Source organism: Bacillus sp. B2-WWTP-C-10-Post-4 (assembly GCF_009183805.1).
In the GTDB taxonomy this organism is placed as follows: domain Bacteria; phylum Bacillota; class Bacilli; order Bacillales; family Bacillaceae_G; genus Bacillus_A; species Bacillus_A cereus.
In genome coordinates this window covers 13,312-30,159 of record NZ_WEII01000020.1, presented here as the reverse complement: position 1 = coordinate 30,159, position 16,848 = coordinate 13,312, and the positions used below count along the sequence as shown (strand labels likewise).

Sequence of the window (16,848 nt, the reverse complement as noted above, 5' to 3'; positions counted from 1 at the left end):
ACGGTTTTAATTATGATAAAATGTTTCTTATGTGTGTCGTTTTGTTTTATTTGACTGAAAATAAAGAAAAATAAATTTGCGTGAAAAGGAGTCATTTATTTGAAGAAATTTTTAAAAATCGTATTTACATGTGTTTTAGTAGTAGCGGGCATTGTAGGAGGATTTCTAGCTTATATGACACTTACTAAAGAACAGCCTGCTGATGTTATAAGCTTGAAGGTAGAGAATAATAAGGAGCGCGTATTAGCGACTGGAAATGAGTTTAAAGTTACAACATTTAATATTGGATATGCTGGGTTAGATAAGGATCAAGATTTCTTTATGGATGGTGGAAAGGGATCTGGTTCAAGTAGTAAAGAGCAAACGGAAACTAATTTAAAGAATATGCTTTCGTTTTTACAAAATGAGAATAGTGATTTTGCACTATTACAAGAAGTTGATATAAAGTCACTTCGTTCATTTGATGTAAATGAACATGAATTTTTGAAAAAAGGATTACCTGATTATGTTTCGTCATTTGGCAAGAACTACGATACGAAATGGGTTCCAGTGCCAATAACAAATCCAATGGGATATGCGGAGGCTGGATTAAGTACGTTTTCTAAATACACTGTTCAAGAAGCGAAGAGGTTCCAGCTGCCTGGAATGGAGCCTTGGCCAAAGCGTTTGTTTGATTTAGATCGAGCAATTGTGGAATATAAAATTCCTGTTAATAATGGAAAACATGTTAGACTCGTAAATTTACATTTGTCTGCTTATGATGAAGGCGGGAAAATTAGAAAACAGCAAGTAGAGTATTTAAAAGAATATATGAACAAGCATTATGAAAATGGTGATTACGTAATAATGGGTGGAGATTGGAATCAATTGGTTTCGAACGCTCAATTAAGTGATCCGAAGTTCGTGAAAGAGCGTCCTGAGTGGTTAGTAGAGTTACCGAAGGACTTTACAGACGGTGGCTTTAAATGGGCTGTAGATCCGTCTGTTATGACTGTGAGAGATGATGTAAAGAAATATGTAGAAGGTGAAAATTTCGTCACTATTATTGATGGCTTTATCGTTTCACCGAATGTAGAGATTGTAAATGTACAAGGAAAAGATTTAAAGTTTGAAAATAGCGATCATAACCCAGTAAGTGCGGTATTTAAACTGAAGTAATTGATATGTATAAGTAGAAGGTGGGGCTTCATATGGAGTGGTTAAAGAGGACTTGTTTTTCTAACCTTGAGAAAGAATCACAGAAAAATCATTTATTACTGTTTATAACGATTTGTAGTTTCTTCCTTGGGATAATCGCGATTGGGTATTATGGATATATTTTTACAGAGAGAGCAATAGCATTTTGGATTTGTGGTATTTCTGTCGTTGCATTTGGAACGCTTTTTACTTTTATAAAAAGTATGGAATCAGCGTATAAATATATCATGACATTTATGTTGCTTACAATGTCTTACATTATGGTACAAGCTTTTAATGAAAGCCCGGCTGTATTTCAAATGGTCTATTTTACATTAGCTGTTTCACTTATTTACTTAAGTGAGCGCCTCATTTTAATTCTTGGCGGGATAGCTGTTGTGATCACATTTATCCTTTGTAGCTATTGGCCGGAGCAATTTTTTGCTTATACAGCCTCGTCTGAAGCTGCTAATTTCGCAAGTTTGTTAGCGATTGTTACAATCGCTATGTGGGGCGTCACGAAAATCGGTTCTAATCTGCTCCTTCGTTTAAGTGATGAGAAGCAAGAAGTAATGAGAAAAGCTCAGGAGTTAGAAGAGACGCAAAGACTTATTGAAGAAACAGTTGTGAAACTAGATAGTAATTTCAATCATTTAAGACAAAATATGAACACATCGATGGAATCGATGAGTGAAATTAATTTTGCCTTTGAAGAGGTGGCAGTTGGTACGCAATCACAATCAGAGATGATGTATCGTTCGGTAGAAGTATTGAATGATATGGAGGGAAATATTGAAAAAATCATCTCTCAAGTAAGAACTGCATCTACTCATGTGGATGAAAGCTTAGAAATTTCAAAAGGTAGTGTACATACTCTAAGAAATTTTGAAACTAACATGAGAAGTTTAAATGATGTTGTTTCACAGTCTGGAATTATATTTAGAGATTTAATGATGCAATCGAAACAAATTAATGAAATTGTAGATGTAATAACGAATATTTCAAGTCAGACGAGTTTGCTAGCTTTAAATGCAAATATTGAAGCTGCCAGGGCAGGCGAGCATGGAAAAGGTTTTGCTATTGTAGCGAGTGAAGTGTTAAAGCTTGCTGAAGAATCAAATCGTTCTGCGGGAAGAATTCAAGGGATTTTGAAGGAGTTTAGTAATCAGGCAAGTAAGGTAGAAGTGCAGGTAGAGAAGTCAGAAAGAGTACAAGAAGAGTGTAACGAAATGTTAGCAAGCGTTTTAACAAACGTAACTGATTTAGGGAAGTTTATTGATGCGATTAATAAAGTAATGCGAGAGGTTGTTGTTCATCAAGAAAGTTTCCAAGTTAAAACGACGAATATTGTAAAGGATGTTACGCATGCTTCTAACGTAATTCAGCAAACTTCTACAGCTACAGAAGAAGTGCTAGCGAGTGTGGAAGAAGAAAAACATCGAAATGATACGTCAGTGAAGACGTTACAAACTGTTAGCGAGCAAGTGAAGTTGTTAGAAGATATTTTAGAAAAGTAATATTGCTTAGAAAGAGCACGAGTGATGTGCTCTTTTTTCATTGAAACGAATACTTGATAGGAATTTAATTGCTTTTCTGCGCGTTTTCTGCCAAGCTTAAGGAGATAAAGTGAGACTAGTACATACTGATTATTAGCCCTCACCAATCAAGCTATCCGCAAATAGCGGAATAAAATACTTCAAAGAAAGAATTATATAGGTGACGTATATGATCGAAGTAAAGACTTCTGAACTTAGTGATGGAGAATTTAATAGAGGTGTATTTGCAACTCGTGATATTAAAAAGGGTGAGTTGATACACGCAGCACCAGTTATCTCTTATCCGAATGAACAGCATGAACATATTGAGAAAACGTTACTTGCTGATTACGCATTTGAGTATGGAATCAATCATACGGCAATCCTTTTAGGATATGGTATGTTATTTAATCATTCATATACACCGAATGCAACGTATGACATCGTTTTTGAGAATCATACATTTAACTTCTATGCTTATAAAGATATAAAAGCAGGAGAAGAAATTTTAATCAATTATAATGGTGAAGTTGATAACGATGAGCTGTTATGGTTTGATAAAGAAAAAGAAGAGAACGAAAAGTAATATAAAGAGTATAGAAAGAGCACATTCTGTGGGATGTGCTCTTTTTTATTGATGTAAATAAAGTAAAAAGTACAAAAAAATACCACTTTCTTTTTATATGGTATAGTAAGATACTGAGGGATAGTGTTTTGAAAAAGTCACATATTTTACAAATTGTTGTCTTTCTGATGACATGTCAAGTTTAGTAGTCCATTTGGGTTGCTTTATTATGCAATATATATTTTAATATGATTGGCACCTCTTATAAATTAAGAGGTTTATAGGTGTCTCGAATTGATTTTGGGTACACTGTATCCACCACTTTAGGTTCTTTCATGTACGTGGGGATATTATGGGCCCGTATAACGGGATAAAATGAATATAGAAATAGAGGAATCGTAAAATGAATATGCAAGAGGTTTATAAATATTTAAGTACGGTATTGCCTGAAGGACATGTTAAACAAGATGAAATGTTAAAGAATCATACGCATATTAAAGTTGGCGGAAAAGCAGATGTTTTTGTTGCGCCTACAAATTATGATGAAATTCAAGAAGTTATTAAATATGCGAACGAATATAATATTCCAGTTACGTTTTTAGGAAATGGATCGAATGTCATTATTAAAGATGGTGGAATTCGCGGGATTACAGTAAGTTTAATTCATATTACAGGTGTTACTGTAACAGGAACGACGATTGTAGCACAGTGTGGTGCAGCAATTATTGACGTATCACGTATTGCCTTAGACCATAACTTAACGGGTCTTGAGTTTGCTTGTGGTATTCCAGGTTCAGTTGGCGGAGCATTATATATGAATGCTGGTGCATACGGCGGTGAAATTTCGTTTGTATTAACAGAAGCTGTCGTAATGACAGGTGATGGAGAGCTACGTACTTTGACGAAAGAAGCATTTGAATTTGGATATCGTAAGAGTGTATTTGCGAACAACCATTACATTATTCTTGAAGCGAGATTTGAACTTGAAGAAGGTGTACATGAAGAAATTAAAGCCAAAATGGATGATTTAACGTTTAAACGTGAGTCAAAACAGCCTCTAGAATATCCTTCATGTGGTAGCGTATTTAAGCGTCCACCAAATAACTTTGCTGGTAAGTTAATTCAAGACTCAGGACTACAAGGTAAGCGAATTGGTGGAGTAGAAGTTTCTTTAAAACACGCTGGATTTATGGTGAATGTTGATAACGGAACAGCACAAGATTACATCGATTTAATTCACTTCGTACAAAAGACAGTTGAAGAGAAATTTGGCGTGAAGTTGGAGCGAGAAGTAAGGATTATTGGAGAAGATAAAGAATAACGAAATACGTATGAAGATATGAATTATTTTAAAATAACATTTGGGTATTGTTGACAATTTGTTTTCAATTCAATATAATGGCTAATAATTTAACAAATAACATACGTTGAAAGAGCCCAGTAGCAGTTTGTCACTGTTAACGAGAGAGCTAGGGGTTGCTGGAACCTAGCACAAACAAACTTGCGAATTACACTCTGGAGTATCTTAGGTAATGCTAAGCGGACTAGCAATCGATATTATTGCTAAGAGTGGTATGAGTAGCTATGCTATTTATGCAAACTGGGTGGTAACACGGTGAATAATCGTCCCTATGTCTATCGTAGACATAGGGGCTTTTTTGTTTTTTAAAAATAAAGGGGATGACAAAAGATGAATATTATTGATGAATTAGAATGGCGCGGCGCCGTTAATCAGCAGACTGACGAAGAAGGCTTACGTAAGCTAGTAGAAGAGAAAAAGATTTCACTATATTGCGGAGTTGATCCAACTGGTGATAGTATGCATATCGGACATTTGATTCCGTTTATGATGATGAAGAGATTCCAATTAGCTGGCCATCATCCTGTTATTTTAATTGGCGGGGCAACAGGAACAATTGGTGATCCGAGTGGACGACAATCAGAGCGTCAGCTTCAAACGTTAGAAGTGGTTCAGCATAATGTAGATGCGTTAACAGCACAAATGAAAAAGCTATTTGATTTTGGTGGAAATAGCGAAGTGAAGATGGTAAATAACTATGATTGGACACATGAAATAAATATTATTGAGTTTTTACGTGATTACGGGAAAAACTTTAGCATCAATAGCATGTTAGCGAAGGATATTGTAGCAAGCCGTTTAGATACAGGTATTTCTTTCACAGAATTCACGTACCAAATTTTGCAAGCGATGGATTTCCACCATTTATACACGAAAGAGGATGTTCAGCTGCAAATTGGTGGTAGTGACCAATGGGGAAATATTACGAGTGGTTTAGATTTAATTCGTAAGTTAGAAGGTCATGAGGCGAAAGTATTCGGATTAACGATTCCGTTATTATTAAAATCGGACGGTACGAAGTTTGGTAAATCAGCGGGTGGTGCGGTTTGGCTTGATCCTGAAAAAACGACACCGTTTGAATTTTACCAGTTCTGGGTAAATACAGATGACCGTGACGTAATTAAATACTTGAAATACTTTACGTTCTTAACGAAAGAGCGTATTGATGAATTAGCAACGAAGGTAGAAGCGGAACCTCATAAACGTGAAGCGCAAAAAGTGTTAGCGGAAGAAATGACGAAATTTGTTCATGGAGAAGAGGCGTTCCTGCAAGCTGAGAAAATTACAGCAGCGTTATTTAGCGGAGATATTAAATCGTTAACAGCTGATGAAATTGAACAAGGCTTTAAAGAAATGCCAACATTCCAGTCTTCAAAAGAGACGAAAAACATCGTAGAGTGGCTAGTCGATTTAGGGATTGAACCATCTAGACGACAAGCACGCGAGGACATTAATAATGGTGCGATTTCTATGAATGGTGAGAAAGTAACAGATGTGGGTACAGATGTTACTGTAGAAAATTCATTTGATGGAAGATTTATTATTATTCGTAAAGGGAAGAAGAACTACAGTTTAATTAAATTGGGATAATGAGTAAGGCTGGAAAATATATCGGCGATTTTTCGAATATATCGACCGTAACTCAAATTATATCGGCGATTTTTGAAATATATCAGCGCAAATCCGAATATATCAGCGATTTTCCCAATATATCAATTTACCGACAAAAAGCGACAATAAGAGCTGTTCCGAACGGGACAGCTTTTATTGAAAAAGTCAGTATATTTAGATAAATTTAAAGGGTATATAATTTTTTTGACGAATAAATAAGTTAGAGAAAATTACGGATAAAAAATAGCCCGAACCATGCAGGGCATGATTCGGGCTTATATTCAGCTTAGTAAGCTAAGCTGAATAGACCTTTAATGTGTGATAAGTAACGAACGTTACTTGCTTCTTTCATTAATGATGCTGGTAAGCCTTTAAGTGGAGTATTGCTTGCTCCAATTGTAGCAACCGCATCTTTACGTCCTAGACTAGCAAGTGTTCCAGAGTTTACAGGTGCGAACTCTTCCAATGCTTTGCCTTCTAGTGCTGCGTATAAGTTGTATCCAATTAACTCACCCATTTGCCAAGCGATTTGTGCAGTTGGTGGGTATGGACGTCCGTCTGGAGCGAAGACAACAGCGCTGTCTCCAGCAACGAATACGTCTTTGTGAGAAGTAGATTGTAGGTATGCATCAACTGTTGCACGTCCACGGTTAACTTCAAGACCTGATTCACCGATTAATGGGTTACCTTGTACGCCGCCTGTCCAAACGAATGTGTTAGCAACAAGTTTTTGACCGTCTTTTAAGTCGATTTCATTGCCAGCAACGTTTGTTACAGGAAGACCAGTTAAGAATGTAACACCGCGTGCTTCTAGGCTAGTAGTTGCACGTTCGATTAAGTGGTCTGGTAATACTGGAAGGATTTTTGGACCTGCTTCAACAAGAAGAAGTTTCACTTCTTTTGGATTTACGCCGTGGCTTTTTGCAAGTTTAGGCATAATGTCAGCAAGCTCACCAACTAGCTCAACGCCAGTTAATCCGCCACCACCGATTACGATTGTAGCATCAGCTTCGTTTTTCGTTTTCGCGTATTCACGAATACGGTCTTCAACGTGTTTGTAGATTTTGTTTGCATCAGCAGCCGATTTTAATACCATGCTGTTTTCTTCTAGTCCTGGAATACCGAAGTAAGCAGTTTTACTTCCTAAAGCAACTACAAGTGCATCGTAAGATAAAGTAGTGCCACCAGCTAGTTTGATTTCTTTGCTATCAACTGAGAATGACTCAACTGTTGCGATTTTAAGATCGATGTCTTTCCCTTTGAAAAGCTTTGTAAGTGGCATTGCAACTGCTTGCTCAGACACGTTACCAGCTGCAAGGCGGTGTAGTTCAGTGATGATTTGGTGTGTTGGGTATTGGTTAATCACTGTAACTTGTGCTTCTGATTTGCTGTAATATTTACGTACGTTTAAAGCGGCAAGAAGACCGCCATAACCAGCGCCTAAGATGACAATTTGTTTTGACATAGTATGATATCCCCCGTCTTTACTAATTGTTGTTATAAGTTAAATTATTTATTGTTACGTTCTGCACTAATTTGAAGATATGCGTTCACAAAGCGGAACATTTTTTGTGCTTGTGGATCTTTTAGTAATTTTAACAGACCGAATAGGCCGATAACTTCGTTGCTTTCTTCAGCACGATCTTTCGCTTCGATTGCAGTTGCAGCCATGCTTTTCACTGTATCTTTTACAGGTTCTACAAGCTCTGTAATTGCACCAACAGTGTCGCTTTTTAATACTTCATCAGTAGCAACAGTTTGAGCGAAGTCATAAGACTTAGTTAAAATGTTAACAAGCTCAGTTAATTTTGGAAGCTGTTCTACTAGTGTTGTTAATGATTCTTGTACCTCAGGTTTTAACAACTGATCAAGTACATCAAGTTGTCCTTGGCTAGCAGAAATTTGTACAGTTTCTTGTTCTGGCTTTGTTTGAGTCATAGTTTCTGGCATCTCCAATTCTCCTTTACGATAGCAATACTCTTATTTTTTATAAGTAAGATAGTAAACGTTTACGAAACTTTATACAAAGTTTCACAAAACACAATAAAATGCCTTTAAATTTATGACAGCAAGTAAGCTGCAAACATAAATCTAAAACCATAACGTCTTACCTATTATTTATGAACTGTCCGATACATGGCTTGTCCGCATAATGGAAAAGCTCCGTTACCGGAAAGTGTATATAATATATATCCTATATTATATACTATATACACCTATGTTAACATAAAAATGATTCCTAATTATTTGATATTGAGTGTATAACGTAGTGCTGACAAGGTATGAAAGCGTATAAAATATTTTGTTCCAGTTAGAAATGTATATACATATAAAGAAAAAAAGGAAAAAATGAACAAATTCATGTTCGTTTTTTCCTTTTTCCTATTATTCACCTTCTACAATTAGCATCGATGTGTTACCGCTTTTTTCAAGATGGCATTCGCCCCAAGTACAAAGAGAATCAAGAATGGACTCTAAAGACCAACCGTATTCTGTAAGTGAATATTCTACTTTTGGTGGTACTTGATTGTATACCTTTCTTTGAATAACCCCATCGTCTTCTAATTCACGTAATTGCTGAGTTAACATTTTTTGTGTAATCCCAGGCATTAAACGTTTTAGTTCACTCGTTCTTTTTGTGCCTTTCGTTAGATGACAAAGGATAACAACCTTCCATTTTCCACCGATAACCTCTAAAGTCGCTTCAACGGGAATATTGTATTTCTTCATATAAAAATCTCCTTTGATGAATGTAGATTTAAGTTCTCCAACAAAAGAAGCTAAACAATTAAATGTTACTAAAAAGTGCCTATAGCACTTTAAAGTACGTACTTTTTATCATGTTGAATATGTTCCATAATAGCATACGTAAGAGAGAAATGAGTAGTACGGTACTAAAAAGTGCCTATGTTACTTTTGGGTACCTATCGTACTTTTAAGTGCGTTCTTCAAAAAAAGAGTAAAGCCATTCATAATAGCATATATCAACAGTAAAGTTATTTTTGTAGAAGATAAAAAGGCCTTTTTATCATACTATTATGATTGGATTTCTCGCATTAAGGAGGAGTTCAATTGAATTCATATACAGTATCTTCTTCGGTTATGCAGACGAATCGGAGAAGTATGTTTGCTTTATTAGCACTAGCAATTAGTGCGTTTGGAATTGGTACAACTGAATTTATTAGTGTCGGCTTATTACCATCTATCTCAGAGGATTTACATGTTTCTGTTACAACAGCGGGGTTAACTGTTTCTTTATATGCATTAGGAGTAGCGTTTGGTGCTCCAGTATTAACGTCATTAACAGCTAGTATGTCGCGAAAGACGTTATTAATGTGGATTATGATTATTTTCATTATTGGTAATGGCATTGCGGCGGTAGCAACAAGTTTTACTGTGTTACTTATTGCGAGGGTTGTATCTGCATTTGCGCATGGTGTTTTTATGTCAATTGGATCTACAATTGCGGCTGCGCTTGTACCTGAGAATAAACGTGCAAGTGCAATAGCATTTATGTTTACTGGTTTAACTGTTGCGACTATTACAGGTGTACCAATTGGAACATTTATCGGTCAACAATTTGGCTGGAGGGCCTCGTTTATTGTTATTGTGGCCATTGGAATCGTTGCTTTAATCGCCAATAGTATGCTAATTCCTTCTAATTTAAAAAAAGGTACGTCTGTATCATTTCGCGATCAATTTAAGCTGATTACGAATGGAAGACTGTTACTTGTATTTATTATTACTGCATTAGGATACGGGGGAACGTTCGTAACATTTACGTATTTATCTCCGTTATTACAAGAAGTAACAGGATTTAAAGCAAGTACCGTTACAATTATTTTGTTAGTATACGGAATTGCAATTGCGATTGGGAATATGGTCGGGGGAAAATTATCAAATCATAATCCGATTCGAGCGTTATTTTACATGTTCTTTATTCAAGCGATTGTATTATTTGTTTTAACATTTACAGCGCCATTTAAAGTCGCTGGATTCATCACAATTATTTTCATGGGACTATTCGCATTTATGAATGTTCCAGGGCTACAAGTGTATGTTGTTATATTAGCTGAGAGGTTTGTACCTAGCGCTGTTGATGTAGCATCGGCGATTAACATTGCAGCATTTAACGCAGGAATTGCTCTTGGTGCTTACTTGGGCGGTATTGTAACGAACTCGTTAGGATTAATTCATACGGCTTGGGTAGGTGGAATTATGGTAGTAGGTGCTGTTGTTTTAACTGCGTGGAGTATGACATTAGAAAAAAGAGATCAAGTAAAATAAAAGGAGAGAAAATAAAATGAAAAACTTACAAAGTAAAACAGTATTAAATAATGGTGTAGAAATGCCTTGGTTCGGTTTAGGTGTATTTAAAGTAGAGGATGGACCAGAACTTGTAGAAGCAGTGAAATCGGCGATTAAAGCAGGATACCGCAGCATTGATACAGCTGCAATTTACGGAAATGAAAAAGCTGTAGGTGAAGGAATTCGCGCAGGTATAAAAGAAGCAGGCATTTCTCGTGAAGATTTATTCATTACTTCAAAAGTGTGGAATTCGGATCAAGGATATGAAACGACACTTGCTGCATATGAAGAAAGCTTAAAAAAATTAGAGCTGGATTATTTAGATTTATACCTTGTTCATTGGCCTGTAGAAGGGAAATACAAAGATACGTGGAGAGCGTTAGAAACACTTTATAAAGAAAAACGCGTACGTGCAATTGGGGTAAGTAATTTCCAAATTCATCACTTACAAGATGTAATGAAAGATGCAGAAATTAAACCAATGATTAACCAAGTAGAATACCACCCTCGTTTAACACAAAAAGAATTACAAGCTTTCTGTAAAGAACAAGGTATTCAAATGGAAGCATGGTCACCACTTATGCAAGGTCAATTATTAGATAATGAAAAATTACAAGAAATTGCTGAGAAACACGGTAAAACAACAGCGCAAGTTATTTTACGTTGGGATCTTCAAAATGGAGTAATCACTATTCCAAAATCAACGAAAGAACACCGCATTATTGCAAATGCCGATATATTTAATTTCGAATTAACGAAAGAAGATATGGAAAAAATCGATGCGTTAAATCAAAATCACCGCGTTGGTCCGGATCCTGATAACTTCGATTTCTAAGATTAAAGTAAGAAAGAAGAGTGCGTAAAAGCACTCTTTTTTTGTGCATAAAAATAGTTTCTAAATAAATACTACTTAGTATTAAGTTTGTGATAAGGGGCTGTAAACATGAATATAAAGCAATCGTTCAAGATTTTAGCTATGTTTTTAAGTGTTTTATTTGTGTTATTCCCGCTTCAAAAAGCATTTGCAGAAGTTATGGACCATACAAAGTATGAAATGAATTGGAGTTATAGTAAGTCAAAGAAGAAACCAATTCGAACAGAGCTTATTAAAACCGCAGATGGCAAAATTGCTTTTTGCTTAAATGTAGATTTGAAATCTCCAAGCGGTCAAGATTTACCGGAAATGGGGAAAGTGGATATTAACGTATACCGTGTACTATTGAATGGATATCCACAAAAGAGTCCACAAGAATTAGGTGTTTCTGATTGGAGAGAAGCACATTACGCAACGCAGCTTGCAGTGTGGAATGCGTTAAAACAAATCGATATTAATGATTTAGATTTCCGCAATAAAAATGTAGAGAAAGTAACGAAAGACATCGTTGCAAAAGCAAGCGCTAGTGAAGAGTTACAAGAAATTACGATGAGTGTAACTCCTACAGAAGAACAAGAAGCAGTATTAAAAAATGATTTCTTTGAAACAGGTTTATATACAGTAGAAACAAATGCAAAAAGCGGAACGTATAAAGTGCAAGCAACAGGTGCGCCAGCGGGCGTGAAATTTGCAAATGAAAAAGGCGAAACAAAAACAGAATTTAATGTAGGAGAAAAGTTCCGCATTTTAATTCCGAAACAAACACCAGCTGGTGGATTTAGCTTTAAAGTATCAGGAAATTTAACGAAATTACAAGGGATTGCGCATAAAGGTACACCGACTATTCAAAATGCAGTAGTATTACTTGAGCGTAGTGAAGAAAAAACAAGTCCAGAGTTAGCGGTAAGTTGGAAAAAGGCTGAGGCTCCAAATAAACCAAATAAGCCATATACTCCAAATGAACCGCATAAACCGAATCAAAAGAGATAATGAAAAAGCATTGGCATATGCCAATGCTTTTTGTATGTGAGGATAAAAGTTATATTGAAAAAAATAAAATGGATAGAAATAGTGTTTTTAAAGGTTAAATTATATTTAAAAATAATATAAATATAATAAAATCCTGACGTTACGATTAATAGATTAAATTCACAAAATTGTAATATTATTCTTGGAGGGAGGCTATTAAATGAAGGTAAAAGCGTGTAAAATTCATTTGGAAAAACTACCTATAGATGGTCATATATGAAGAAAATGTAAGTTTTTATTGCTGTTTTTATTTTTAGATGTATAGATGACAATACTGAAAAATATCTTTTACTATTCTCTTTTTTTATGTAGCAAGAGAACTCATCACAAATAGAGAGAAGTGAGGAGGGCATATTACATAAAAATTTTACAATGTAAGAAAGCGAATGCATGGAGAGAAATGCGGTAGTAATAGATACAGGTGCGCGAGGTGTTAGTCCATTCATTAAATGTTTTTATATAAATAATAGGATTACTTATTAGATGAATATATAGGGTAATTTATCTAAATAAAGGAACAGGGGACACAGATTATGTCGAAGAAAAAGACGAGTAGGGTATTAGTAGCTGGAATATGTATATCTACATTATTATCGCCAGTAGCTTTCGAAGCATCGAACGGGTATGCGGCGCCTTTGGAAGAGAATAGGGGCGGGCAGTTGGAAGAGAATAAAGCGAGTAATTTTGAACAGAGGGTATTTCAGTTGCCGGGGAAAGGTGATGTGGAAGAAGAGAGAGTGCGCTTAAAGCAGAATTTTAATTTATCTGCTAATGAACCAACTGGAATTTATGCAAAACCTAATGAAGAAATTACGATTGAAATACAAGGGAAAGAGTCCATTAAAGCTTTTATAGGAACGAGATCTTATGATGTAGAAGGTTTTAAAGAGTTTGATTTGAAACCAGGTAAGAATGTAATTAAGTCACCTAATGGTGGGATTTTGTATTTTTATAATTTAAATGATAGTGGAGAGGTAACTGCAAAAGTTGAAAAAGGTGGTAGTCACTTCCCGTTATTTATATTAGGAAAACATACGAAAACAGATTGGGATGAAATGCTGGAAAAGTATAAAAATCCTTACGCAGTAGAATTAAAGGGAGAGAGAAGTTTAGTTACGGCGAGTTATGATGCTGTGAAAAAACATATGGGAGATACAGACCCGGTAGAGTTAATGAAATTGCATGATAAGATTATTAGAATGGAAAACTCGGTAGCTGGTTTATCTGAAGATGGTATGGGAGTAGCAAAGTCTCCGAGCCATTATGTACAGTTTGTTGAAAAAAGAATCCCGGAAAAAAGGGATCACATGTTTGCTACAGATTATCATACTGGTTATGTCCCAGATGTTATGAATAAGATATTGAATACGGAAGAACTTACGAAGGATGGGTGGGGGCCATGGCATGAAGTTGGTCACTTACATCAACAGGAACCTTGGCAGTGGACAGGAATGGGAGAAACTACAGTTAACATTTATAGTCTAGCTGTGCAAACGGCTCTTGGAAATAAATCACGGATGGAAGTAGATGGACGATATGAGAAAGCTTTTGCATATTTGAATCAACCAGATGAGAAAAAAGATTTTGATAAATCAGATCCACTTATTATGTTCTGGCAGTTACAGTTGATTTATGGTGATCAGTTCTATCCAAGGCTGCACCAAATGTATAGAGTGATGTCAGATGCAGATTACCCATTGTTAGATTCAGACCAAGTTATTACCGATAGAGAGAAGAAACAGTTATTTATTTATATGGCTTCCAAAGTATCAGGACAAAATTTGATTCCTTACTTTGCAAAATGGGGGTTACATGCAGAGTCTTACACTGTAGAAAAAGTAGATAAACTACAATTACCTGAACCGAAAAACGAAATATGGTTATCGAGAGATAATGCTCCTATTCGTGAGAAGCAAGTGAAACCATATAAAGTACCTTATGGGGAAGCTGTCAATACGGTACCGGATGTTGTAATAGGGACGGGCTCAGGAGAAGAATTAGATGAGAAAAAAGCAAGTGAGCTAGTACAAAACTTGGGTGAAAATGTAAAAGTATCTGGGGAAATCAGATGGTCTAAACAGGAAACTGGAAAACAAATTGTATATGTAGAAATTATAGATGAAAATGAAAATGTCAATTCGATTCCTATTTCTGTGAATGGGGTATACGGAGATAGTATGTTATTTAAAACATATTGGAACACAAACTCGGTACTAACCTTACAGCATAAGGATAAGAAATTTAATGCGACATTAGTAAGGAACATATTGGAGCATAGTTATAGAAACCAAAAATATATAGGTGTTACGATTTACGATGCAAATGGAAATGAAAAGAAGAGTGTTTCCGCGGAAGGGCATGAAGGATTAAAAAATTTCGTAAAAGAGTTAGATGGAATGTCGTTCGAGTATGGAGACATGATTAAGGTATATCATATCCAGCCTCAATATTTAGAATGGTATGATGATAATAAACTTGTAGATCAAGGGGAAGCTAAAAAGAAAAAGGAAAAACTATTTAAAATTACCCCACAAGGATATGAATTAATTGATGGTTTACAAGAAGTAACAGCAGTACCACAAAAAGTAGTAGTCGGAACAGCTGTTGAAAAATTACATGCAAAAGACTTCGTCCAAGTAAAAGATGGAGAAGTAATCGGATTTGTAGAAAAGCCAAATACAACGAAAATCGGTGAACAAAAAGTAAAAGTAGAAACGAAAGATCGCTTTGGTAATAAAAAAGTAACAGAAGTTCCTGTAGAAGTAATTTACGGAGATAGCATTATGTTCTTCGGTACATGGCACGGCGGAACGAATATTAAATCGATTGTTACATTAAATCATGAAGAAAAGAAATTTAGTACAACAGATTCAGAAGGTCCAATGCATACTTCATTTACAGATGAGAAGTATATGGAAATGACTGTATACGATAAGGGTGGAAAAGAGAAGGAAGTAGTATCTGTAAAAACATCTGAAAATACAAAAGCATTTGCAGAACAATTCAATGGAATGACTTTTGAGTATGGTGATGTAGTAAAAGTATATCAAAGAGAGTTTGATCGATTTAAAGTGTACAAAAAGAATGAATTCGTGGATACGCAGTATGGCGTTCATGAAGTATTCTTTAAAGTTACGGAGCAAGGCTTTGAAAGAATGGCGGCTCAACAAGAAGTAAAAGCAATGTCACAAAAAGTAGTAATTGGAACTGATAGCGAAAAGTTAGACGCGAGAAATTTTGTTGAAGTAAAAGATGGAGAAGTAATCGGATTTGTAGAAAAGCCAAATACAACAAAAATCGGTGAACAAAAGGTGAAAGTGGAAACGAAAGATCGCCTTGGTAATAAAAAAGTAACAGAAGTACCGTTAGAAATAATATACGGAGATAGTATTATGTTCTTTGGTACATGGCACGGCGGAAGCAATATTAAATCGGTTGTAACGTTAAATCATGAAGAAAAGACATTTAGTACAACAGATTCAGAAGGTCCAATGCATACTTCATTTGCAGATGAGAAGTATATGGGGATGACTGTATATGATAAAGATGGAAAAGAGAAGAAAGCTTTATCGGTAAGAGCATCGGAGAATACGAAAGTATTCGCAGAACAATTCAATGGAATGAAATTTGAATACGGTGATGTTGTGAAAGTATACCAAAGAGAATTTGATAGATTTAAAGTGTATAAAAAGAATGAACTAGTAGATACGCAGTATGGTGTTCATGAAGTATCCTTTAAAGTGACAGAGCAAGGTTTCGAGAGAATGGAAGCACGACAAGAAGTAACAGCTATACCGCAAAAAGTAGTAATCGGAACAAACGCTGATAAATTAGATGCAAAAAACTTTGTTCAAGTGAAAGATGGAGAAGTAATTGGATTTGTAGAAAAACCAAATACAACAAAAATCGGAAAACAAACAGTAAAAGTAGAAACGAAAGATCGTTTTGGGAATAAGAAAGTAACGGAAGTGCCCGTAGAAGTAACATATGGAGATAGCATTGTATATCAAGGGCTTAGTAATGTTGTTCGTTCTATTGTAACGTTCAATCATGAAGATAAGAAGCTACATGTAACGCATACAAATGAACAAATTCATAGTTACTTTAAAAATGAATTATATATGGGAATTACCCTATATGATCAAAATGGAACGGAGAAAAAACATGTAACAGCAGAAGGACAAGAAACTTCAAAGAATTTTGCTGAGCAAGTAAATGGTATGATGTTCGAGTATGGTGATGTAGTAAAAGTGTATCATGCTGAATCAGATCGTTTAAGCTGGTACAAAAATAGTGAGTTCGTTGGAAAAGGAGATAAGAAAAAGTTTAAAGAAATTTCCTTTAAGGTTACTCCAAATGGTTTAGAACAAGTGTAACAATAAAAAAATCT

Annotated in this window: 12 protein-coding genes and 1 other annotated feature; of the genes, 9 read left to right on the top strand and 3 right to left on the bottom strand. The window is 35.4% G+C overall.

Features of this window, described 5'->3' with window-relative positions:
• Positions 1-99 precede the first annotated feature (99 nt).
• The 5 genes from GBN78_RS11145 to tyrS all read left to right on the top strand — a co-directional run bounded on the left by GBN78_RS11145 (position 100) and on the right by tyrS (position 6,226).
• Positions 100-1,158, top strand: coding sequence for an endonuclease/exonuclease/phosphatase family protein (locus GBN78_RS11145; RefSeq protein WP_000714051.1), 1,059 nt, complete (start codon positions 100-102; stop codon positions 1,156-1,158).
• Positions 1,159-1,190: 32 nt separating this feature from the next.
• Positions 1,191-2,693 (top strand): DUF4077 domain-containing protein, encoded by a 1,503-nt coding sequence (locus GBN78_RS11140; RefSeq protein WP_070184453.1) that lies wholly within the window; start codon positions 1,191-1,193, stop codon positions 2,691-2,693.
• 208 nt (positions 2,694-2,901) lie between these two features.
• On the top strand, positions 2,902-3,297 hold the full coding sequence (locus GBN78_RS11135; protein ID WP_000573649.1) for an SET domain-containing protein: 396 nt from the start codon (positions 2,902-2,904) through the stop codon (positions 3,295-3,297).
• A gap of 382 nt (positions 3,298-3,679) precedes the next feature.
• The gene (murB, locus tag GBN78_RS11130) at positions 3,680-4,597 is read left to right on the top strand and encodes a UDP-N-acetylmuramate dehydrogenase (protein ID WP_001057102.1); all 918 of its coding nucleotides are present in this window, start codon (positions 3,680-3,682) and stop codon (positions 4,595-4,597) included.
• Between the two features lie 97 nt (positions 4,598-4,694).
• Positions 4,695-4,910: a binding site (T-box leader), on the top strand.
• Between the two features lie 56 nt (positions 4,911-4,966).
• Complete coding sequence (tyrS, locus tag GBN78_RS11125) at positions 4,967-6,226, top strand: tyrosine--tRNA ligase (protein ID WP_001021095.1); 1,260 nt, start codon at positions 4,967-4,969, stop codon at positions 6,224-6,226.
• A gap of 307 nt (positions 6,227-6,533) precedes the next feature.
• On the opposite strand, the gene GBN78_RS11120 is transcribed toward tyrS, so the two are convergent.
• From GBN78_RS11120 to GBN78_RS11110, 3 genes are all read right to left on the bottom strand, one after another.
• Positions 6,534-7,712, bottom strand: coding sequence for an NAD(P)/FAD-dependent oxidoreductase (locus tag GBN78_RS11120; RefSeq protein WP_000043203.1), 1,179 nt, complete (start codon positions 7,710-7,712; stop codon positions 6,534-6,536).
• A gap of 44 nt (positions 7,713-7,756) precedes the next feature.
• Positions 7,757-8,197: a DUF1641 domain-containing protein gene (locus tag GBN78_RS11115; protein WP_001115311.1), complete on the bottom strand. Its 441-nt coding sequence runs from the start codon at positions 8,195-8,197 to the stop codon at positions 7,757-7,759.
• Between the two features lie 435 nt (positions 8,198-8,632).
• Positions 8,633-8,977, bottom strand: coding sequence for a winged helix-turn-helix transcriptional regulator (locus GBN78_RS11110; protein ID WP_000760475.1), 345 nt, complete (start codon positions 8,975-8,977; stop codon positions 8,633-8,635).
• A 372-nt stretch (positions 8,978-9,349) separates the two neighbouring features.
• Between GBN78_RS11110 and GBN78_RS11105 the strand changes: the two genes are divergently transcribed.
• The 4 genes from GBN78_RS11105 (at position 9,350) to GBN78_RS11090 (ending at position 16,834) form a co-directional block, all read left to right on the top strand.
• Positions 9,350-10,534 carry an MFS transporter gene (locus tag GBN78_RS11105; RefSeq protein WP_162840098.1) on the top strand — a complete coding sequence of 395 codons (1,185 nt, stop codon included), beginning with the start codon at positions 9,350-9,352 and terminating at the stop codon, positions 10,532-10,534.
• Between the two features lie 16 nt (positions 10,535-10,550).
• Positions 10,551-11,390 (top strand): aldo/keto reductase, encoded by an 840-nt coding sequence (locus tag GBN78_RS11100; RefSeq protein ID WP_000793548.1) that lies wholly within the window; start codon positions 10,551-10,553, stop codon positions 11,388-11,390.
• Between the two features lie 108 nt (positions 11,391-11,498).
• Positions 11,499-12,419: a thioester domain-containing protein gene (locus GBN78_RS11095; protein WP_001022514.1), complete on the top strand. Its 921-nt coding sequence runs from the start codon at positions 11,499-11,501 to the stop codon at positions 12,417-12,419.
• A gap of 572 nt (positions 12,420-12,991) precedes the next feature.
• The gene (locus GBN78_RS11090) at positions 12,992-16,834 is read left to right on the top strand and encodes a putative mucin/carbohydrate-binding domain-containing protein (RefSeq protein WP_044584970.1); all 3,843 of its coding nucleotides are present in this window, start codon (positions 12,992-12,994) and stop codon (positions 16,832-16,834) included.
• The last annotated feature ends 14 nt before the right edge of the window (positions 16,835-16,848 follow it).